Here is a 21,665-nt window from a genome sequence, read left to right on the forward strand (position 1 = left end):
CTGTAAGCCAAAATTCATTTTTGCATTTCAATATTATAATCTTGCTTTCCAGCCCTCCATTTTAGCATTTTGACATGAAAATCGTTTATGAATGTTTTCATCAGGTATGATGAACTTAAAGAATAAATGGAGGTTAAAGAAAAAATGAATGCGGTTACAATTGTTATCGGTTCTATTTGTATTTTAATGATCGCTTACCGTCTATATGGAACATTTATGGCGGTGAAAGTCATGAAGCTGGATGATTCAAAAGCTACTCCGGCACATGAGTTAAGCGATGGCAAGGATTATGTTCCAACAAATAAATGGGTTACGTTTGGGCATCACTTTGCAGCAATTGCCGCAGCAGGTCCTCTTGTTGGGCCGATTTTGGCAGCGCAATTCGGATATTTGCCTGGACTCGTCTGGCTTTTAATCGGTGCGGTAATTGGTGGAGCCGTTCATGATGCGGTCGTTTTATTTGCATCAATGCGGAAAAAAGGGAAATCACTTTCTGAAGTTGCAAAAGAAGAATTGGGGCCTGTGGCCGGTTTTTGTACTGGTCTAGCCATGTTGTTCATCATCACGATAACAATGGCCGGTCTTTCTATGGTTGTCCTTCACGCTCTTGAAAATAACCCTTGGGGAACTTTCGCCGTTGGAATTACGATTCCGATTGCAATGGGAGTAGGAATATTTTATAAAAAGACAGGCAATTTAAAACTTGCATCGACTGTTGGATTTATACTTCTAATGATTGGGGTCTTGATGGGTCCTTCCATTCAAGAAACGGCTCTTGGGAAAATGCTGACTTTTGATTCAAAAACATTAGCAATTATTCTTCCTGTTTATGCTTTCTTTGCGGCAGCTCTGCCGGTGTGGTTGTTGCTTGCACCGCGTGATTATTTAAGCAGTTTTATGAAAATAGGTGTATTTATAGCGTTAATTGTCGGTGTGTTTATTATCAATCCATCGATTGAAATGCCTGCTGTAACTAAATTTATTAACGGCGGCGGTCCTATTTTGGCCGGTCCTGTCTGGCCGTTCATTTCAATAACAATTGCGTGTGGTGCGATTTCCGGATTCCATGCTTTTATTGGTTCCGGGACAACACCGAAAATGCTTGACCGCTGGAGCGACATTAAAGTTGTTGGATTTGGCGCAATGCTTGTTGAAAGTCTAGTTGGGATTATGGCATTAGTTGCTGCAACGTCGCTTCAGCCTGCTGATTACTTTGCGATTAACTCAACTCCGGAAGTATTTAAAACACTTGGAATGAATGTTGCTCATTTGCCTGAATTAAGCAAGGAAATTGGTTTGGATCTTGAAGGCAGAACTGGCGGTGCTGTAACACTGGCGGTTGGGATGACGTATATTTTTACAAAAATACCATGGTTCAGCCATCTTGCTTCTTATTTCTTCCAGTTTGTCATTATGTTTGAAGCGGTTTTCATTTTAACAGCAATTGACGCCGGAACACGTGTTGCCCGTTATTTAATTCAGGATTTCTTCGGTGAGTTATATAAGCCGTTGAAAAAAGTCGACTCGATTCCTGGTTCCATTTTTGCCAGTGCATTGGCATGCTTTATGTGGGGATACCTCCTGTATTCAGGAGATATTGGTTCCGTTTGGGCCTTGTTCGGGGTTTCAAACCAGCTGATGGCATCAATCGGTTTGATTGTTGGAGCTACCGTTATTTTGAAAATTGCGGATAAACGAAGATATATGCTTACATGCCTCGTTCCGTTAGGTTATTTATTCTTAACTGTAAATTATGCAGGGTATTGGATGATAACGAATGTTTACTTGAATCCGGCAGCAGCTGGATACAGTGTGCTAAACGGTATTTTATCCATCATCATGTTGGCTCTTGGGGTTATTATCATGGTAACAGCCATCAAAAAATGGGTTGAAATTTGGAATTCGCCGCAAGCTCGATTGGAAGCAAAAGCCGCGTAAATTTAAAGAAAAAAATGAGCCTCAAATGGCTGACTGATAAGGGTCTGACTCTCTCCTTTGTATTGGAGGGGTCTGACCCTTTTTATATTTAAAAATAAATAATGTTAGATTACAAATATTATTTTTGAAAATATTGACTATTATTTGAACTTTTTTAAAAATTATTGCTTTTTTACAAAAAAATTATTATTATCTCAATATAGAAAACCACGAAAAATGTCGAATGTTGTTTTCTGAAAATTATGACATATATACGGAGGTCTTTTATGAGCTTATTTAGAAAAAAATCGATTGACGCTCTTTTAAGAGAAACTGACCAAAAGGAAGTTTCTTTGAAAAAAGATTTAGGTGCTTTTGATCTAACAATGCTTGGGATCGGCGCCATTATTGGAACAGGTATTTTCGTACTGACCGGAGTTGCAGCTGCTAAACATGCAGGGCCCGCTCTTGTTCTTTCTTTTGTATTATCCGGATTGGCGTGCGTATTTGCAGCTCTTTGTTACGCTGAATTTGCTTCAACGGTTCCGGTCTCAGGAAGTGCATATACGTACAGTTATGCAACATTTGGTGAATTAATTGCTTGGGTATTGGGATGGGATCTGATTTTAGAATATGGTCTTGCTTCGTCAGCCGTCGCCAGCGGGTGGTCAGGATATTTTCAGGGCCTGCTTGCCGGATTTGGTCTAGAGCTTCCAAAAGCTTTGACGAGTGCTTATGACCCGGCAAAAGGAACTTTTATTGATGTTCCTGCTATCTTGATAGTTTTTTTAATCACATTGCTTTTAACTCAGGGTGTAAAAAAGTCAGCACGCTTTAATGCGATTATGGTTTTTATCAAAGTTGCTGTCGTCTTAATGTTTATCGGTGTCGGTGTTTGGTATGTTAAACCGGAAAACTGGGTTCCGTTTATGCCATTCGGCTTTTCAGGAGTCACTGCAGGAGCTGCAACTGTATTTTTTGCTTATATAGGCTTTGATGCGGTATCAACGGCAGCGGAAGAAGTACGAAACCCGCAGCGGAATATGCCAATTGGAATTATTGCGTCTTTAGCAATTTGTACATTACTTTATATTATCGTTTCCTTAATTCTAACGGGTATCGTTCCTTATGAACACCTCAATGTAAAAAACCCGGTTGCATTTGCTCTTAATTATATTAACCAAGATTGGGTTGCCGGATTTATTTCTTTAGGTGCTATCACAGGTATCACGACAGTACTGCTTGCGATGATGTATGGACAAACTCGCCTGTTTTATGCAATCAGCCGTGATGGTTTACTTCCAAAAGTTTTATCTCGTGTTGATAAAAAGAAACAAACACCTGTTATTAATTCCTGGATTACGTGCCTTATTGTCTCGTTTTTTGCAGGTGTTGTTCCATTAAACAAACTTGCTGAATTAACAAACATTGGTACATTATTCGCGTTTATGACTGTGTCAATCGGTATTTTGTATCTTCGTAAAGCGAAAATTTCTTCTGGAAGAGGATTCAAAGTGCCATTTGTTCCGTTGATTCCTATATTGGCATTTTTATTCTGCGGATATCTTACCCTTCAATTGCCGTCTACAACATGGATCAGTTTCGTTTCATGGCTTGTAATTGGTCTAGTAATCTATTTTGTATACGGAAGAAAACACAGCACATTAAATAACACAACAATCTTAGAAAGAAAAGTCGGTTAAAAGCAAAAAAGCTTGCAGAAGTACTTCTGCAAGCTTTTTCATTGTTGAAGGGGTCAGACCCTTAATGCTGTACCGCGTTAAAGTACTGCGGGCCAGACCCTCATCGCAGTAACGCGTTAATTGATTAGAGATTGTAGTGGGGCTGGAATTCTGCCGCCCCGCTGAATAAGTTTTTCTGATTGAAATGGATTTACGCCTATTACCGGGGCACGGCCGAGAAGCCCGCCAAATTCGACGATATCTCCTTCACGTTTACCGGGAACAGGAATGACTCTGACTGCTGTTGTTTTTTTGTTGATCATTCCGATCGCCATTTCATCAGCGATAATTGCGGATAGGGTGGAAGGAGTTACATCTCCTGTCAGTGCAATCATGTCAAGGCCGACAGAGCATACGCAAGTCATCGCTTCAAGTTTTGACAAAGATAGCGCGCCATCAAGGATTCCCCGGATCATTCCATTATCTTCACTGACCGGGATAAATGCGCCGCTTAACCCGCCAACGTAGGAGCTTGCCATCGCGCCGCCTTTTTTCACCGCATCGTTCATGAGTGCCAGTGCCGCAATCGTTCCATGTGTTCCAACTCGTTCAAGGCCAATTTCTTCTAAAATTTCTGCGACACTGTCATTCATCGCATTTGTCGGTGCAAGGGATAAGTCCATAATGCCAAAAGGAACTCCCAAGCGTTCAGCGACGACCCGCCCGATTAATTCTCCTGCTCTCGTAATTTTGAAGGCTGTTTTCTTAATAATTTCAGATACTTGGCCAAGATCTGCTTCAGGATGGCGCTTCAATGCATTTAATACAACACCCGGCCCGCTGACCCCTACATTTATCACGGCTTCTCCTTCACCGGCGCCATGGAAAGCTCCAGCCATAAACGGATTATCCTCAACAGGATTACAAAAAACTACGAGTTTTGCACAGGCGATCCCGTTCCGATCGCTTGTTTTTTCTGCGGCTTCCTTTATAATCAATCCAAGCTGGCGCACTGCATCCATATTGATGCCGGTTCTGGTGGTTGCGACGGATACGGAAGCACAAACACGTTCTGTTACACTCAATGCCTCTGGAAGGGCAGCGAGCAGTGTGTGATCTCCTTTCGAAAAACCTTTATGTACAAGGGCTGAAAATCCACCGATAAAATCAACGCCAAGGTTGCGAGCAGCAAGGTCAAGTGTTTTTGCAAGCTCAACGGCCTGTTCAACTGAAGCATTGCCGAGAATTTCTGCAATTGGAGTAATTGAAATTCGCTTATTAATAATCGGAATGCCGAATTCTTTTTCCACTTCCTCAGCAGTAGATTTCAAATTCTGGGCAAAACTCATGATTTTCTCATAGACAAGTTGATTCATTTTTTCGAAATTAGAATCCGTACAGTCACGAAGGCTGATTCCCATTGTAACGGTTCGAATATCGAGGTTTTCCATTTGAACCATTCGGATCGTTTGGAGCATTTCATCCATTGCAATCGTCATTAGAATCTCTCCTTAAAAGTTATATCCGATGCATTGCCTGAAAAATTTCTTCAAGTTGAATATTTATTTTTAAACCCATTTCATCTCCCAGATCATTGAATTGCGTGCGTAATGTATCTAAATTTTCGATTCCGGAAACATCAACTATCATCATCATCGTAAAAAATTCCTGAAGGATCGTCTGGCTAATGTCGAGAATATTAATTCTATTCTCGGCGAGAATCGTCGTCACTTTCGCAATAATACCAACCTGGTCTTTCCCGATAACACTTACAACAGCACGTCTTTTTTCCATAAACTCCACCTCTTCACTTTTTGTAATAACAAAAAAGATTGGATGATTCATCCAATCTCAACAAATAAGAAGAGTGCAGTTTTCCACTCTTCTGTCCTTTTGCCTGAGATTGTGAATCCTTCGGCGCCGCAATCGTGCGGTCTCTCCAGAAGCTGCTCCAGTTATAGTTTTACCCACAACCTTCATCGCCTGCTTTATTAAGTTAATTATAAAGATAGTATCAGTATAATGCCGGTTCGGTCAATAAAAATTTTACCGCAATAACGCAGCGCGGGCCAGACCCTCAACGCATTAACGCTTTAAAGCAGCGCGGGCCAGACCCTCAATACGTTAATGCTTTAATGCGGAATAGGGGCCAACCCTCTGGCCCCTGCTTTTATACTGCTTTTTGTTTTGTATTTGCTGCTACTGTTTCGAGTGGCGCATGAAATTCGTTTTCCATTTTGGACACTACCACTGTAGCAACTCCGTTTCCGATTAAGTTGGTAATTGCACGGGCTTCTGACATGAATCGGTCAACACCGAGCAATAACGCAATTCCTTCAACCGGAATCATTGGGAAAGCGGCTAGGGTAGCAGCCAAGGTAATGAATCCAGATCCGGTTACACCGGCAGCCCCTTTAGAAGTCAGCATTAATACTCCAAGAAGGGTAAGCTCTTGCCAGATCGTTAAATCGATTCCATAAGCCTGAGCGATAAAAATTGCAGCCATGGAAAGATAGATCGACGTACCGTCTAGGTTGAAGGAATATCCTGTCGGAACGACAAGTCCGACTACCGACTTTGAACAACCATATTTTTCTAATTTTTCCATCAATTTTGGAAGAGCGGATTCAGATGAAGATGTTCCTAGTACAAGCAAGATTTCTTCCTTAATATAAGCCAAAAATTTAAAAATATTAAACTTGTAAAATTTCGCAATCCCACCCAATACGAGGACGATAAACAGGAACATCGTAATATATACGGAACCCATTAATTTTCCAAGTAAAAATAATGAACCGAGGCCAAACTTTCCGATAGTAAACGCCATTGCTCCAAATGCAGCAATTGGAGAAACTTTCATAATCATATTTACTATTCCGAAGAAAACATCCGTTAATTTTTCGAAGAGAGTGACAACAGGCTTGGCTTTTTCGCCCATTGCTGACATGGAAATCCCGAACAGGACGGCAAAGAATAAAATTGGAAGTAATTCACCTTTTGCCATGGCTGCAACGATATTATCGGGAATAATACCCACTAAAAACTCGATAGCACCGTGGCTTGTTGCTTCCGCTTGCTTAGTATATTCAGAAATGTTCCCGCCTTCAACAGCACTTGTATTAAAACCTACACCAGGCTTTACTAGATTGACTACAATGATGCCGATAGCAAGCGCAAACGTTGTTACAATTTCAAAATAAATCAGCGCTTTTCCGCCGATTCGGCCAACTTTCTTAAGGTCGCCTATGCTGCCAATTCCAATAGCAACCGTGAAAAAGATAATCGGCGCAATCACCATTTTGATTAATTTAATAAAAACATCAGCTAAAACCTTTAATTTTTCACCGTACTCAGGGAAAAGAAAACCGACTATAATACCGAGTATAATCCCGATAATGACTCTTACCGTTAAGTTATTTAATAGATTTTTAGATTTCACCATTTCATCCTCCTTATGTTAATGTTAGCGCTTTCGGAATTTGTTTATTCAATATTAGCAGACAATTAAGAAAATAAGTTTTTATGGTTATATTGTTCTTTTTGTTCATTTTGGTCGAAATTTCGGAGCCAAAAAAAGAACACGATTGATCGTGTCCTTTTAATCTCCAGCCTCTTTAATTTTTTCAATCATGTCTGATCCTACCTCTTGTTCAACTTCTTCATATAAAGGTTTGAATTTCTCGATCCATCGTTCCTTAGCTTCGGGAGGCAAATCATAGATTTTTAAATCAGACTTGTTTTTTAGTTCCTTTAGCTGTTTTTTATTCATCTGACTGGATTCATTTAAAATCCAGACTGTCGTTTCATCGAGCGCTTCTTTTATTTTATCCTGAATTGATGGAGAAAGCTCATTCCAAAAATCTTCATTTATAATGACTGCATAACCAAGATAGCCATGATTGCTCAGAGTAAGATTTTTTTGATGTTTATATAAGCTTTTGGAATAAATATTAGAGATCGTATTCTCTTGGCCGTCCACTTTCTGATTTTCCAATGTACTATATACTTCGTTAAAAGGGGTGGCTACAGCTTCTGCGCCAAGCATTTGAAATTGTCTCTCCAGCACTTCTCCAGACATGACCCGGAACGTCTGTCCTTTAAAATCTGAAACCTTTAGCAATGGCTTTTTTCTGCTTGTCATTTGCTTAAAGCCATTGCTCCAAAAAGCGAGTGCTTTCATTGATTTTTCGTCTAACATATTCAGCATTTCTCGGCCAATTTCACCTGTAAAAACGAATTTTACATGTTTATCATCGCGAAAAAGGAATGGTAAATCCAATACTTTCCATTCAGGAACAATATTCGTCATTTTTGTAAAGCTTGGAGCTGCCATTTGAATCTCTCCACGCTCTAAGGCGTCCAGTTCTTCGCCATCAGGATAAAGAAAACCGTTTGCGTACACTTCTACTTTTACCTTGCCGTTTGTTTTTTTCTGAACTAACTCAGCAAACTTTTGCGCCGCGAGTCCTTTAGGTGTATTTTCGGAAACTACGTGGCTTAAGCGAATAACAATTTGTTCCTTCAATCCTTTCTGCTCATCGTCTTCAGGAATTTTGCTTCCGAATCTCTCATTTTCATAAACTAAAAAGATCATTAATATAAAAACTGTTATGCAGCTTGTAATAATAAACCATCTCAAATTGATCACCCAGTTATTATTTTATCGCGTTAAACGTTAGTAGACTCTCATCTCTATAAGACCATATTTTTTCAAGAGAAATGATAAAGCTCCACCAATTGTAGAAGAGGGCATGTAATGTGTATTTTTGTTTTTGGTTCCATCATACCATTTTTTCAAGATTATTATTAAAATAATGAACATGGAACAATGTGAATGAAGTTTGAAAAAGAGAGATGGTCGTTCATCATTAGGCGTATGTCGATTCGCTGGAAAATTACGGGGTTAATATTTTTTTTGCTGGGCCTCTCTTTATTTCTACTTGGAATTTTTTTAGTAAGAGAATTTATCAAAGCAGAAGAAAATGAATTAAAAGAACAAGCCATGCTGACAGCAAGGACTGTTGCAGAGCTTCCGGAAGTTTCAGAAAATATCTCGCAGGGTGGTGCACGGTCAGAATCCCTTTCTTTAATTGTTGAGAAAATTCGGATGATCAATAATGCAGACTATATAACGGTACTCAATATGGATCGGATGCGTTTGACTCACCCGGTTAAAGGAATGGTCGGAACGATATCTGAAGGTGCTGACGAAGGGCCTGCTTTTGCAGAACATTCCTATACGTCGAAAGCAAAGGGTGAAATTGGAACGGTCATCCGTGCATTTACACCTGTGATGAACAAGGATCATGAACAAATAGGCGTGGTTATTGCAGGGTATAAGATCCCGAGCTTTTTTGAGACATTGTTATCACTCAAAAAACAAATAGTCTGGACGGGTGTGCTTGCATTATTTTTCGGTGGATGGGGTGCATGGCTTCTGGCGCGGCATATTAAAAAGCAAATGTTTCAGCTTGAACCGCATGAAATTGCCAGGCTGCTTGTGGAACGGACCGAAACATTTAATGCCATGCATGAAGGAATCATAGCGATTGATATGGAAGAAACGATTACGATTTTTAATAAAAAGGCTAAAGAGATGCTGGGAATTGATGGGGATGTTGTCGGGAAAAAGATACGGGATGTCCTCCCTGATACACGTCTTCCTGAAATCATAGAATTAGAAAAGCCAATTTATAATAAAGATTTGCAGATCCGGAATTTGGCAATTGTCAGCAACAGGATTCCAATTAAGGTGAATAATAAAACAGTTGGGGCGATTGCTATCTTCCAGGACCGTACTCAAGTAAAAAAACTGGCGGAAGAATTAACGGGGGTTAAAGCTTTTGTAAACGCATTGCGTGTCCAAAACCACGAGCATATGAATAAGCTTCATACGATAGCGGGATTAATTCAACTGGGAAATAAGGAAAAAGCGCTCGAATATGTTTTTGAAATAACGGAGGAGCAAGAAGAGCTGACTCGTTTTTTAAGCAAAAACATTCATGATGACAGCCTTACCGGTTTGTTGCTTAGTAAAGTCAGCCGCGGTAAAGAACTTGGCATTCAAGTTACAATTGACCGCCATAGTTCTTTGAAACAGTTTCCGCCATTTATGGACCATCATGATTTTGTGTTAATTTTGGGGAATTTAATTGAGAATGCATTTGATTCTTTTAAAAATGTGATGAATGATGATAAAGAAGTTTATGTAAGAATTCAGCAAAACGATCAGTTACTATGTATATTAGTAGAAGACAATGGAAGCGGCATACCTGAACATGTCCAGCCGTTTATTTTTGACCAGGGATATTCTACCAAGTCTGAGACCGGACGAGGAATCGGATTATATTTAGTAAAGCAGGTTGTTGAAAAAGGGAAAGGGGATATTCTTTTAGAGTCATCGGTAGGAAAGGGAACATCATTTTCGATAACATTTTCAATGTATACTGAACAAAAGGGGGCAGAAGGGTGATCAAAGTCGTGTTGATAGAAGATGATCCTATGGTACAGGAAGTAAATCGGCAATTTATTGAGAAAGTCGACAGCTTTAAAGTGGTCGGAGTGGCATCAAACGGCTTAGAGGGTATAAATTTGGTTCGATCGAAGAAACCGGAGCTTGTGATCATTGATGTGTATATGCCCCAGCAGGATGGGCTCCAGACTCTTCAGGTGATCAGGACGGAAAGGATAAATGTGGATATTATTCCGATTACAGCAGCCAGCGACATGGAAACAGTCCGCTCGTTTTTACAGCACGGAGCGTTTGATTATATTGTGAAGCCATTTAAATTTGAACGGATCAAAAAAGCACTGGAAAATTACCGGTCTTTTCGAATGAAGTTTGATGAAAAAGAGAGGATTTCCCAACAGGAACTAGATGAATTCTTTTTCCGCAAAGAACAGGGCAATACTTTTGATCTGCCAAAGGGGTTGAATGCCTTGACGCTTACAAAGATTTCGAAATTCCTGGCGGAAACAAAAGTGCCGATTTCAGCAGAGGAAGTCGCTGAAGGGGTGGGGATCGCCAGAGTAACGGCGAGACGCTATCTCGATTACCTTGAAAAATGCGGGCATGTCCAAATCGATTTCCAATACGGCGGCATTGGCCGGCCAATAAACCGATACAAACTAAACAAATAGTGGCCAGGCTCCCTCACTGCTTCACCGCATTAACGTGGTGCGGGCCAGACCCTCACCGCTTCACCGCATTAACGTGGTGCGGGCCAGACCCTCACCGCTTCACCGCGTTAACGTATCGAGGGCCAGACCCCTCATATCCTTTCCTCCCGCCTATTCCTTTACTTGCATTTTTGAGGGTGGAGGAGTAGACTTAGAATTAAATTGAATAGTTTACGGGAGCCCGCGGAAGCAGGCTGAGAGTGCGGCTATTCCGTCGCAGACCGTTTGAACCTGTTGGATAATGCCAGCGTAGGGAAAAGTGCTGAGGATATTTTCGGCTGTAAATTTTACATGATCCTATCAGTCTATTTAGAGACACTTTGCTTACGCAGAGTGTCTTTTTCGCTATTAGAGGCAATCTTCCATTTGCAAAACGTATAGGAAAAAAGCAAAATAAGAAATTCAAAAACTCAAAACGGATTGTTCATATTATTTGCTGGCGGCTCATCAGGTGATTTTCCTCTAACTTGCTAGAAAGGGTGCTTGATCAAGATGAATACTGAAACCATTGCTGCTTCACTTGAGAAAGTGAGAAAAGCGAATCCGCTCGTACATAACATAACGAATATTGTCGTCGCGAATTTTACTGCGAACGGCTTGTTGGCATTAGGAGCTTCCCCGTTCATGGCAGCCGCAAAAGAAGAAGTTTCGGATATTGCGAACATAGCAGGAGCACTTGTTTTAAATATCGGCACGCTGAATCCTAAGACCGTCGAGGCAATGATGTTCGCCGGAAAGGCGGCAAATGAAAAAGGCGTTCCAGTCATTTTAGATCCTGTCGGAGCGGGAGCTACCCCTTACAGGACAGCTGTAGCGAAGAAAATTGTCAATGATCTCAAAATTTCCGTCATCAGGGGCAACGCTGCAGAAGTTGCAAATGTGATCGGTGAAAACTGGTTTATTAAAGGCGTTGATGCAGGGGAAGGCAATGGAGATGTTATCGAACTGACCAAAAAAGCTGCCAGACAATTGGGAACAACCATTGCTGTTACAGGAAAGGAGGATGTAGCTTCCGACGGTGAAACGACATACCTCATCCGTAACGGACATCCAATTTTAACTAAGGTTACTGGTACAGGGTGTCTGCTGACTTCAATTATCGGCGCCTTTTCTGCCGTAGAAAAAAACCTATTAGAAGCTTCTGCCGCTGCATTAGCCTGCTATGGAGTGGCAGCTGAAATCGCGGCTGATAAAACATCTGACAAAGGACCATGCAGTTTTCAAATTGAATTTTTAAACCAGTTAGCCAAACTTTCATCTGATGATATAAGAAACTTAGCTTCGGTTGAACGAGTGTAAAGGAGGCCAGAATCTATGAAAAAAGTACACAAAGCTTTAACGATTGCCGGTTCGGACAGCGGAGGCGGAGCCGGGATCCAAGCCGATTTAAAAACTTTTCAGGAACTAGAAGTTTTTGGCATGTCTGCCATAACAGCTGTTACGGCCCAGAACACTTTAGGGGTTCAAGGTGTTTACCCGCTTTCCGTTCAGGCTGTTGAACAACAGATCGAATCGATAGGTACAGATCTTGGCGCCGATGCAGTGAAAACAGGCATGCTGTTCAACAGTGAAATCATTGAGGCTGTTGCCGGCAAAATCAAAAAATTCGGCTGGAAAAATGTTGTTGTCGATCCGGTTATGATAGCAAAAGGAGGAGCACCGTTATTGCAAAATGAAGCGATCAGCGCTTTGAAAAATCGCTTGCTCCCGCTTGCGGAAGTTGTTACCCCAAATATTCCGGAAGCAGAAGCAATAACAGGAATCAAAATTGAAACGATTGAAGACCGCTTTGAGGCAGCGAAGTATATTTTTGAACTGGGAGCCAGAAATGTTGTCATTAAAGGCGGACACGAAAACGCGAGTGAAGCGGTTGATGTGTTATATGACGGTCGGGAGTTTTACTATTTTAAAAGCAAAAAAATTGAAACTAAGAACACACATGGAACCGGCTGTACGTTTGCTGCAGCGATTGCTGCTGAACTGGCTAAGGGAAATACGGTACAAAATGCAGTCCAAACAGCAAAAGATTTTATCGCTGCCGCAATTGAAAATCAACTGGGAATCGGACTAGGACACGGGCCGACAAATCACTGGGCTTACCGGCAAAAACTAGTATCTGAAAAAAGGTGATATCATGGCTGGAATTTCAAAAGAGAATATGCGGGAGCTGTTAAAAGTTTATTTTATAATGGGGAGCAACAATTGTCTAAAAGATCCTCTTGAAGTTGTAACGGAAGCCCTTCGGGGAGGGGCGACTTTGTTTCAGTTCCGCGAAAAAGGAAACGGAGCTTTGACCGGAGAACAGAAAAAAGATTTTGCCAAGAAAGTTCAAAGCATTTGCAAAAAACACGGTGTGCCATTTATTGTAAATGACGATGTCGGCCTGGCAATTGAATTGGATGCCGATGGGGTCCATATTGGCCAGGAGGATGAATCCGCAGATTCTGTCCGGCAAAAAATCGGCAATAAAATCCTCGGCGTCTCCGCTCACAATCTCGAAGAAGTGCAGGCTGCAATTCAAGCGGGCGCTGATTATGTCGGCATTGGCCCTATCTTCCCGACAGAAACAAAAAAAGATGCTAAACAAGTACAGGGCACCGCCATGCTCCGTTTACTTCGAGAGAAGCGAATCGACATCCCGGCAGTCGGGATTGGCGGTATAAATGCCAAGAATGCCGCACAAGTTGTCGCAGCCGGTGCTGATGGCGTCTCTGTCATATCTGCCATCAGCATGGCCGCTTCTCCTCTGGAAAGCACAAAGCAAATTAAAGAAGCAGTAGTTTCTTTAGCCGGATTGCAAAAATAAATTCTTAAGTTCGAGGAAAGAGTGCTTTTTATAAGGCACTCTTTTTTAAACTCTTCCTTTCGATATTGAAAAAGATGTGGAATAATACTCTTTATAAAATATTCATAAGGAGATCCTACATGTCAGAAAAACAATCAATCATTGCAACATTACAACCGTTTATACAAGAAGCATGGAATAAATCAGGCTTTGAAAATCCAACATCAATCCAAAAGCAGGCGATTCCGCTTATTTTACAAGGAAAAGATGTGATAGCAGAATCCCCGACTGGAACGGGAAAAACACTTAGCTATTTGCTGCCTTTGCTTCATAAAATCGATCCGAATAAAAAAAGCGTACAAGCTGTGATTTTGGCTCCCTCTCAGGAACTTGTAATGCAAATTTTAGGTGAATTCCAAAAGTGGTCTGAAGGAAGCGGAATAAGAGGCGCTTCCTTTATTGGGGGAGCCAACTTGAAGCGGCAGCTTGAAAAATTAAAGAAAAATCCTCATGTTGTGATTGGCACACCGGGGCGTACATTTGAACTAATCAAACAGAAAAAGCTGAAAATGCATGAAGTAAAGATGGTCGTTCTTGATGAAGGCGACCAGCTTCTTATTCCTGAACATGCCGATACCGTTAAAAATATCATTAAAACAACGTTAAGTGACCGGCAGATCGCACTTTTTTCAGCAACACTTGCATCCAAAACAGAAGAAGCGGCAAAGGATCTTGCAAACGATCCTGAAGTCATTCGCGTGAAAAAGGATGAAACAATCGGCTCCTCGAATGTTGAACATATTTATTTTGTTTCGGAGCAGCGAGATAAGATCAAATTACTGGAGAAAGCCGCACGGCTAAAAGGGATAAAAGCACTTGTTTTTGTTAAGGATATCGGCAACTTACAGGTGCTTGCAGAAAAACTTCACTACAAAGAACTCCAAGCAGAGAAATTGCACAGTGAGATGAATAAAATCGAACGCCAAAAAGCATTAAAAAATTTCCGGACAGGAGAAAGTAATTTACTGCTGGCAACGGTTGTGGCAGCGAGAGGCCTTGATATTAAAGGGATTACACATGTGATTCATTTCGACTTTCCGAAAGACTTGAACCAGTACGTGCACCGTTCAGGGAGAACCGGTAGATTTGGCGAAAGCGGCACTGTCATTTCGTTTGTGACAGACAGGGAAGAGCGGGAATTAAAGAAATTCGCTAAAGAGTTGAAAATACCTGTTCATAAAAAAGTCTTTTATAAAGGAGCAATAACCGACGATCATGCGAAAAAAGAAATGAAAAGCTAGGCAGCAAGGCGCCTAGCTTTTTTATGGCGAAGTGAACGAATCGCTGTAAAATAGAAAAAATCGCAATAATACCCGAATTATCGCAGTTAAATTAAAATAATCGCAATAATATCCGAAAAATCGCAATTAAATTGAAAGAATCGCTGTAATATCGAAAAAATCGCTTTTATATATTTTACGGAATCTGCTTTACAGCGAAGCAAAAATATTGCTATGACAAGGAACGGAAGCAAAAAGATCACTTAATTAGGAAACGCTTGCCGGGAATAATAAACAAACGAAAAACCAATACTACTTTTGAAAATTAGTAAAGGAGTCGAGCTGCAATGGGACGTACAAAACCGGCAAATGCAAACGCACAAAGAAACAACAATGCGAAAAAAGGAAACAATCCGAGTGAAGAGTTGGTCGAATTTACTTCACCAAAAAACAAAAAAAATCAAAACAATCCCGAGGATTAACTGATGGGCACCGAAAGAGGATTCGTTCAAACGGACCTCTTTTAATCTTAAAAACCCAGTTGACGAATCAACTCGTTTTTTGTTATACTCCAGCTAATATTATGAATTTTAGAAATTATACTCTTATCAGGAGAGGCGGAGGGACAGGCCCTGTGAAGCCCGGCAACCTGCATGGTTCATTGCAAAGGTGCCAAATCCTGCAGACAGAAGTTCTGGAAGATAAGAGGAGGATATGAACTTTACGCCTCTTCTTTGTGAAGAGGTTTTTTATTATCATGTTCTAATCACCCGTAGTTCCTCACCTATATAGGTGGAAGGTAACGGGCGCTTGGATCTGATTTGTTCTACATAATATGAGCCTCGATAAAGTTTCAATTTTTTTGAAGAAGGTGGAAATGTTGACGGAGAGGTTTGAAACGAATTTATTGCACAGTGTAAAAAAACAAAAACTCCCGATCAAAAGTAAAGTTACCCCGATTTATCAAACTTCCGCGTTTACGTTTGACGATCTTAATGATCTTGAACGATATTACAAGGGAGAAGGCAACTACTTATATACCCGTACGGGCAATCCGAATACTGATGAACTCGGTGAAGCAGTGGCAGCTATCGAGGGGGCTCCAGCAGGTGTTGCGACATCTTCCGGGATTTCAGCGATTCTTGCCGGGGTGCTGTCAGCAGTTAAGAGCGGTGATCACATTGTTGCTGCAGATGACCTGTATGGAGGAAGCTTTCATTTATTAAAAAATGAATTGAACCAACTTGGAATTGAGACCACTTTTGTACCATTTTCAGACCTTCAACAGGTTGAACAGGCGATTCAGTCTAATACAAAGCTCCTTTACACAGAGTCAATTACGAATCCGCTGTTGAGAGTTGAAAATCTTGAAGCTGTTGTGGATCTTGCCAAAAAGTACAATCTTGTCACAATTGTTGATAACACATTTGCATCTCCTTACCATTGCAATCCTTATAAACTAGGGGCAGATTTAGTTATTCATAGTGCGACAAAATATATTGGCGGACACAGTGATATTACGGCCGGTGTGGTTGTCGGCAAAGAAGAGATGGTTGCCAAAGCACGGAAAAAAGTGGTGAATCTCGGTGCGAATGTCAGTCCGTTTGAAGCGTGGCTTACATGCCGTGGATTGAAAACTCTCGCTTTAAGAATGAAAAGCCAGTCTCAGAATGCCAGGAAGCTGGCCGAAGCTCTAAAGACAAATGAAAATGTGGCTAAAGTATACTATCCTTTTGACCATTCAGAAGAAGGCTTTGGGGCGATCGTCACAATCGAGCTATCGAAAATAGTGGATGTAAATAAGTTTTTCCGTGCACTTTCTTGGGTGAAAATTATTCCGACGCTTGCCGGAGTGGAAACGACTGTTTCACATCCGATGTCAACTTCCCACCGTGCTCTGCCTCCTAAAGCAAGAGAAGCATTAGGAATCACGAAAGAAGTTGTCCGTATATCAGTCGGAATTGAACATCCGGAAGACATCATTCAAGTGTTCGAAAAAGCGATTGAAAATTCTGTTTAATGAAAAATTATGTTTGACTTGATTCATAAACTAAATTATAATCCTTTATAAAGTTAACGAATTAATATTTTAATTGATTAAAATTAGAATATCAGCAATCTCTTATCAAGAGTGACGGAGGGATCAGGCCCGATGAAGTCCGGCAACCTTCAAGCAATGCTTGAAAAGGTGCCAATTCCTGCAGACAATTCATTGTCTGAAAGATAAGAGGAGGAACCCCCTCTTCTTATGAAGAGGGGGTTTTTTCGTAAATAGATTTCGGAATAGTAAAAAAACACAAATAAATGTAAGTATTAAACCTACTAAACCAATAAAAATAATTATATTTAGGAGGAAAAAACAATGGCAAAACAATATGATACGTACGATGTAGAGACGATTCTTTTACATGGAGGGCAATCACCGGATCCAACAACCGGTTCTCGGGCTGTTCCGATTTACCAAACAACCTCATATGTATTTCATAACACCGAACATGCCCAGAGCTTATTTTCGCTCGATGAACCTGGAAACATTTATTCAAGAATAGGAAATCCAACAGTCGATGTCCTCGAAAAGAGAATTGCCCTGCTTGAAGACGGAGTAGCAGCAGTTGCCACTTCATCAGGAATGGCAGCAATTGCTTTATCCATTATGAATATTGCTCAGGCAGGTGATGAAATTGTTGCAGCATCCAATCTTTACGGTGGTACATATAATTTATTCGCCGTTACACTTCCGAAATACGGAATTAATGTTCATTTTGTCGATCCAAAAGATCCGGAAAATTTCCGCAAAGCGATTACACCAAAAACGAAAGCTCTATATGGAGAGATTATCGGAAATCCGAGCCTTCATGTTTTAGATATTGAAGCGGTGGCAGAGATTGCGCATGAAAATGGAATTCCATTGATAATAGATAATACGTTTGCCACCCCATACATTTGCAAACCGATTCAATGGGGAGCTGATATTGTCGTTCACTCGGCAACTAAATGGATTGGCGGACACGGTACAGCGATTGGCGGCCTTGTTATTGATGGGGGGCGCTTCAACTGGAATAACGGAAAATTCCCTGGATTCACAGAACCTGATCCAAGCTACAACGGCATCAGATATGCAAATGATTTTGGAACGTTAGCCTTTAGTACAAAGCTGAGAGTTCAGCTGTTAAGGGACTTTGGTTCTTGCTTAAGCCCGCAAAATGCATTCCTGTTGCTGCAAGGGCTTGAAACGCTTCATCTTCGGATGGAAAAACATACTGAAAATGCGTTAAAGGTTGCTCAATTTTTGAAATCTCATCCGGCAGTAGAGTGGGTATCATACCCTGGCCTGGAAGACCACCCTGCTCACGAACTTGCGAAAAAATACTTGAGAAACGGCTTTGGTTCAATTGTGAATTTCGGAATTAAAGGCGGCCGGGAAGCGGGTAAAAAAGTAATCGACCATATAGCTTTATGGTCCCATGTTGCTAATGTCGGGGACGCGAAGTCACTCATTATACATCCGGCTTCAACGACACATCAGCAGTTGAGTGCAGAAGATCTTAAGAAAACAGGTGTCAGTGAAGAATTGATCCGTTTGTCTGTTGGGCTTGAATCGGTTCGTGATCTGATAAATGATTTAGACCAGGCTTTTTATCAGGCGACCGGAATTTCTTCAAAGGGTGCTGAAAAAGGAGATACGGCAGTAAATGACGAGGGGGTTATCCGCTGGGCGCTCCAATCGCCATTTGTCCGGGAAGTTGTTGATGGGAAAGAAATACAGCGGCCAAAAACGCTGGCAATTGTCGGTTTAAGCAGCAACCCGGGGCGTCCGAGCAATCGATTGGCACGGAAAATGAAGCGGCTTGGATATAAAATTGTTCCGGTCAATCCGAGAGAAACAGAAGTACTTGGAGAACAAGCATATCCTGATTTAAAATCAGTTCCATTTAAGATTGACATTGTGCAAATCTTCCGCAGCCCAGAGGCAGCAATTGAGATTGCAAAAGAAGCGGCAGAAGTTCAGCCAAAAGTTTTCTGGCTTCAGGAAGGCGTTATTTCACCAAAAGCAGTGGAAATTGCAAAAGAAGCAGGACTCGAGGTTGTTCATAATCGCTGTACGTATAAAGAAGCGCAGCGCCTCCGAGGAACAATTGTCACTTATGCATGCGAGATTTAAAGATTAGGAGAGAAGAGAGGAGACTAATGAGATGAAGAAATGGTTTGGAATATTGGCAGGATTGCTGCTATTGTTCGGAGTTGCCGGCTGCTCGAACAGCACGGGTGCAAAAGGAGAAAAACCTGAAAAAATTGTGCTTGATTATGCTTACTATTCCCCGACGAGCCTTATTTTGAAAGAGTTTGGCTGGGCTGAAGAAGTCTTTGAAAAAGAAGGTATTAAAGTGGAATATGTTCTTAGCCAAGGCAGCAACAAGGCGCTTGAGTTTTTAAACAGCAAAAGCGTGGATTTCGGTTCAACAGCAGGAGCAGCAGCCTTAATGGCAAAAGCAAAAGGAGCACCAATTGAATCGGTTTATATTTTTTCCAAGCCTGAATGGACGGCGCTTGTAACGAATAAGGATTCTTCAATTCAGTCAGTTAGTGATTTGAAGGGAAAAAAAGTAGCTGCAACCGTTGGTACAGACCCATACATTTTTCTTTTAAGAGCATTGGATGAAGCGGGACTTTCTGCTTCAGATGTACAAATCGTAAATCTCCAGCACAGTGACGGCGCAAGTGCATTGACGACAAAACAGGTGGATGCTTGGGCAGGGCTTGACCCTCATATGGCAAGAATGGAACTTGAAGCTGATACAAAGCTTTTTTATAGAAACGCAGATTTTAACACATACGGAACATTAAATGTTCGCAGCGAATTTGCCAAAAAATACCCTGACTACGTCAAGAAAGTCATTGAAGTTTATGAGAAAGCCAGAAAGTGGGCATTGGAAAACCCTGATAAAACGGCGGAAATTCTGTCAAAAGAAGCGCAAATCAGCCTTGACGTGGCGAAAAAACAGCTTGAGCGGACTGATTTTTCTAACCCGGTGCCTGGAGAGGAGCAAAAGCAGGCACTAAAATCGGCCGGAAAAGTATTGCAAAAGGATGACATCATCAAAGGAGACGCAAAAGTTGATTCGCTTGTCGACGAACTCATTAATCCGAAGTTTGCCGAAGAAGTAATTAAATAAAGCAATACAAGATGCAGCTTTAAAAAGCAGCTCCTTTCAGAAAGGGGGATCATTCAAATGAATAGCAAGTACACAACCGTCACGACACATATTCCTGTTAAAGAGAAAAAAAATTTATCGATTCAGCCAAAAATAAAAGCGGCCGTTTATGGAACCATTGTCCCTCTAGGATTGGTGATTGCTTGGGAGTATCTAAGCAAAATCGGGGTTTTCCCGCAGCATTTACTTCCTGCTCCAACTGCTATCCTTGATACAATTGCAGGAATGTTTCAGGATGGAACTTTATGGAGCCATCTCGGAATCACATTATATCGACTGATTTTTGGATTTCTAATTGGAGTCACTGCCGCTGTGTTACTTGGGGCGTCCGCAGGTTATTTTAAAACAGTAGAAAGCTTGATTGATCCGTTGATTCAGGCTTTCCGCTCTATTCCATCTTTAGCGTGGGTGCCGCTGTTTATTTTATGGATGGGAATCGGCGAGTCTTCAAAAATTGTTTTGATCGCAGTCGGAGTATTTTTCCCTGTTTATTTAAATATTGTTTCCGGCATTCAAGGTGTGGACCGGAAACTGATTGAAGTTGGCAAGGTTTATAATTTCAACTCGTGGCAATTAATTCGCAAAATCATTTTGCCTGCTTCGCTGCCTTCATTTTTAGTCGGAATACGCAGCGGCCTTGGACTGGGCTGGATGTTTGTTGTAGCAGCTGAGTTAATGGGAGCAAGTAAAGGGATCGGGTATTTGCTTGTGTACGGGCAGAATACGTATTCGCCTGAACTTATTATTTCAAGCATTGTCTTGTTTGCGATTTTAGGAAAACTAACAGACTCTCTGTTAAAAAGCCTGGAAGTAAAAGCCCTTCACTGGCAAGATACATTTACGAAAAAAACGTAAAGGAATGAAAAATATGCTGGCTATCGAAAATGTTTCCAGAACGTTTGCAAATGGTGAAACAGGCTTTAAAAACATTAATCTAACCGTGCAAAAGGGAGAGATTATCGGAATCCTCGGAACAAGCGGCTGCGGAAAAAGCACACTTCTGCGTGTTTTATCAGGCCTTGATGAAGGATACGCAGGCACTGTTAAAATTTACGGCGACATTGTCCGTTCTGTCCATGAAAAGATTGGTATCATCTTTCAGGAACCAAGGCTTCTTCCATGGCTGAATGTCATTGATAATGTCGCATTCGGTCTTAATAATAATGAACAAAAGATAGAAATAGCTAAAAAATATATCTCTTTGGTAGGTTTAGCTGGCTTCGAAAATCATTATCCGAAAGATCTTTCCGGCGGGATGGCCCAGCGGGTAGCTATTGCAAGAGCCCTTGTCACCGCTCCGGAAATATTGCTGCTTGATGAGCCATTTAGTGCATTGGACGCTTTTACAAAAATGCAGCTCCAGGATTTGCTCCTGTCAATCTGGGAGCAGTACCAATCTACGATGCTGCTAGTCACTCATGATGTAGATGAGGCTCTCTATTTATGTGACAGAATTATCATTCTCCGCGGACAGCCAGGTGAAATCTTCGACATGTTAACGATTGAACAGAAACGGCCCCGTACAAGAGGAGACGCTTATTTAGGCCAATTAAAAGAAAAAATTATTAATCTTTTAGATTTATCAACGAATTCATAAAGGAGTTTTTCC

18 protein-coding genes and 4 riboswitches are annotated in these 21,665 nt (G+C 41.2%); of the genes, 14 read left to right on the forward strand and 4 right to left on the reverse strand.

Going from position 1 to position 21,665, the window contains the following annotated elements; translation table 11 throughout:
• Window positions 1–144: 144 nt before the first annotated feature.
• The gene (cstA, locus tag C0966_RS00330) at window positions 145–1,938 is read left to right on the forward strand and encodes a carbon starvation protein CstA (RefSeq protein ID WP_274853164.1); all 1,794 of its coding nucleotides are present in this window, start codon (window positions 145–147) and stop codon (window positions 1,936–1,938) included.
• Window positions 1,939–2,204: 266 nt separating this feature from the next.
• On the forward strand, window positions 2,205–3,620 hold the full coding sequence (locus tag C0966_RS00335) for an amino acid permease (protein WP_274853165.1): 1,416 nt from the start codon (window positions 2,205–2,207) through the stop codon (window positions 3,618–3,620).
• A 116-nt stretch (window positions 3,621–3,736) separates the two neighbouring features.
• Here the strand turns inward: C0966_RS00335 and C0966_RS00340 are convergent, their stop codons facing one another.
• From C0966_RS00340 to C0966_RS00355, 4 genes are all read right to left on the reverse strand, one after another.
• On the reverse strand, window positions 3,737–5,098 hold the full coding sequence (locus tag C0966_RS00340; RefSeq protein WP_274853166.1) for a PFL family protein: 1,362 nt from the start codon (window positions 5,096–5,098) through the stop codon (window positions 3,737–3,739).
• A gap of 19 nt (window positions 5,099–5,117) precedes the next feature.
• Complete coding sequence (locus C0966_RS00345) at window positions 5,118–5,393, reverse strand: ACT domain-containing protein (RefSeq protein ID WP_003350963.1); 276 nt, start codon at window positions 5,391–5,393, stop codon at window positions 5,118–5,120.
• 81 nt (window positions 5,394–5,474) lie between these two features.
• Window positions 5,475–5,552, reverse strand: a riboswitch (glycine riboswitch).
• A 217-nt stretch (window positions 5,553–5,769) separates the two neighbouring features.
• Window positions 5,770–7,041 carry a dicarboxylate/amino acid:cation symporter gene (locus C0966_RS00350; RefSeq protein WP_274853167.1) on the reverse strand — a complete coding sequence of 424 codons (1,272 nt, stop codon included), beginning with the start codon at window positions 7,039–7,041 and terminating at the stop codon, window positions 5,770–5,772.
• A gap of 156 nt (window positions 7,042–7,197) precedes the next feature.
• Window positions 7,198–8,244 (reverse strand): DctP family TRAP transporter solute-binding subunit, encoded by a 1,047-nt coding sequence (locus tag C0966_RS00355; RefSeq protein WP_425535928.1) that lies wholly within the window; start codon window positions 8,242–8,244, stop codon window positions 7,198–7,200.
• Window positions 8,245–8,466: 222 nt separating this feature from the next.
• On the opposite strand from C0966_RS00355, the gene C0966_RS00360 reads away from it, so the two are divergent.
• From C0966_RS00360 to C0966_RS00415, 12 genes are all read left to right on the forward strand, one after another.
• A complete protein-coding gene (locus C0966_RS00360; protein WP_274855684.1) occupies window positions 8,467–10,071 on the forward strand; it encodes an ATP-binding protein in 1,605 nt (534 codons plus the stop codon).
• Entirely contained in the window at window positions 10,068–10,739 is a 672-nt protein-coding gene (locus C0966_RS00365) for a response regulator (RefSeq protein ID WP_274853169.1), read from the forward strand. Before C0966_RS00360 ends, C0966_RS00365 begins: the two co-directional genes overlap by 4 nt.
• 202 nt (window positions 10,740–10,941) lie before the next feature.
• A riboswitch (TPP riboswitch) is annotated at window positions 10,942–11,051 on the forward strand.
• 219 nt (window positions 11,052–11,270) lie between these two features.
• Window positions 11,271–12,077, forward strand: coding sequence for a hydroxyethylthiazole kinase (thiM, locus tag C0966_RS00370; RefSeq protein WP_274853170.1), 807 nt, complete (start codon window positions 11,271–11,273; stop codon window positions 12,075–12,077).
• A gap of 15 nt (window positions 12,078–12,092) precedes the next feature.
• Complete coding sequence (gene thiD, locus C0966_RS00375) at window positions 12,093–12,908, forward strand: bifunctional hydroxymethylpyrimidine kinase/phosphomethylpyrimidine kinase (protein ID WP_274853171.1); 816 nt, start codon at window positions 12,093–12,095, stop codon at window positions 12,906–12,908.
• Window positions 12,909–12,912: 4 nt separating this feature from the next.
• Window positions 12,913–13,584: a thiamine phosphate synthase gene (gene thiE / locus C0966_RS00380; RefSeq protein ID WP_274853172.1), complete on the forward strand. Its 672-nt coding sequence runs from the start codon at window positions 12,913–12,915 to the stop codon at window positions 13,582–13,584.
• A gap of 119 nt (window positions 13,585–13,703) precedes the next feature.
• A complete protein-coding gene (locus C0966_RS00385; RefSeq protein WP_274853173.1) occupies window positions 13,704–14,864 on the forward strand; it encodes a DEAD/DEAH box helicase in 1,161 nt (386 codons plus the stop codon).
• Between the two features lie 326 nt (window positions 14,865–15,190).
• A complete protein-coding gene (locus tag C0966_RS00390) occupies window positions 15,191–15,325 on the forward strand; it encodes a hypothetical protein (protein ID WP_274853174.1) in 135 nt (44 codons plus the stop codon).
• A 120-nt stretch (window positions 15,326–15,445) separates the two neighbouring features.
• Window positions 15,446–15,551: riboswitch (SAM riboswitch) on the forward strand.
• A gap of 169 nt (window positions 15,552–15,720) precedes the next feature.
• Window positions 15,721–16,863 carry a trans-sulfuration enzyme family protein gene (locus C0966_RS00395; protein WP_274853175.1) on the forward strand — a complete coding sequence of 381 codons (1,143 nt, stop codon included), beginning with the start codon at window positions 15,721–15,723 and terminating at the stop codon, window positions 16,861–16,863.
• 99 nt (window positions 16,864–16,962) lie between these two features.
• Window positions 16,963–17,073: riboswitch (SAM riboswitch) on the forward strand.
• Window positions 17,074–17,205: 132 nt separating this feature from the next.
• On the forward strand, window positions 17,206–19,005 hold the full coding sequence (locus C0966_RS00400) for a PLP-dependent aspartate aminotransferase family protein (RefSeq protein ID WP_274853176.1): 1,800 nt from the start codon (window positions 17,206–17,208) through the stop codon (window positions 19,003–19,005).
• A 31-nt stretch (window positions 19,006–19,036) separates the two neighbouring features.
• Window positions 19,037–20,017, forward strand: a complete 981-nt coding sequence (locus C0966_RS00405; protein WP_274853177.1) for an aliphatic sulfonate ABC transporter substrate-binding protein — start codon at window positions 19,037–19,039, stop codon at window positions 20,015–20,017.
• 57 nt (window positions 20,018–20,074) lie between these two features.
• Window positions 20,075–20,911 carry an ABC transporter permease gene (locus C0966_RS00410; protein WP_274853178.1) on the forward strand — a complete coding sequence of 279 codons (837 nt, stop codon included), beginning with the start codon at window positions 20,075–20,077 and terminating at the stop codon, window positions 20,909–20,911.
• Between the two features lie 13 nt (window positions 20,912–20,924).
• Window positions 20,925–21,653 (forward strand): ABC transporter ATP-binding protein, encoded by a 729-nt coding sequence (locus tag C0966_RS00415; protein ID WP_274853180.1) that lies wholly within the window; start codon window positions 20,925–20,927, stop codon window positions 21,651–21,653.
• Window positions 21,654–21,665 lie beyond the last annotated feature (12 nt).

The organism is Bacillus methanolicus (assembly GCF_028888695.1).
GTDB lineage: Bacteria > Bacillota > Bacilli > Bacillales > Cytobacillaceae > Bacillus_Z > Bacillus_Z methanolicus_B.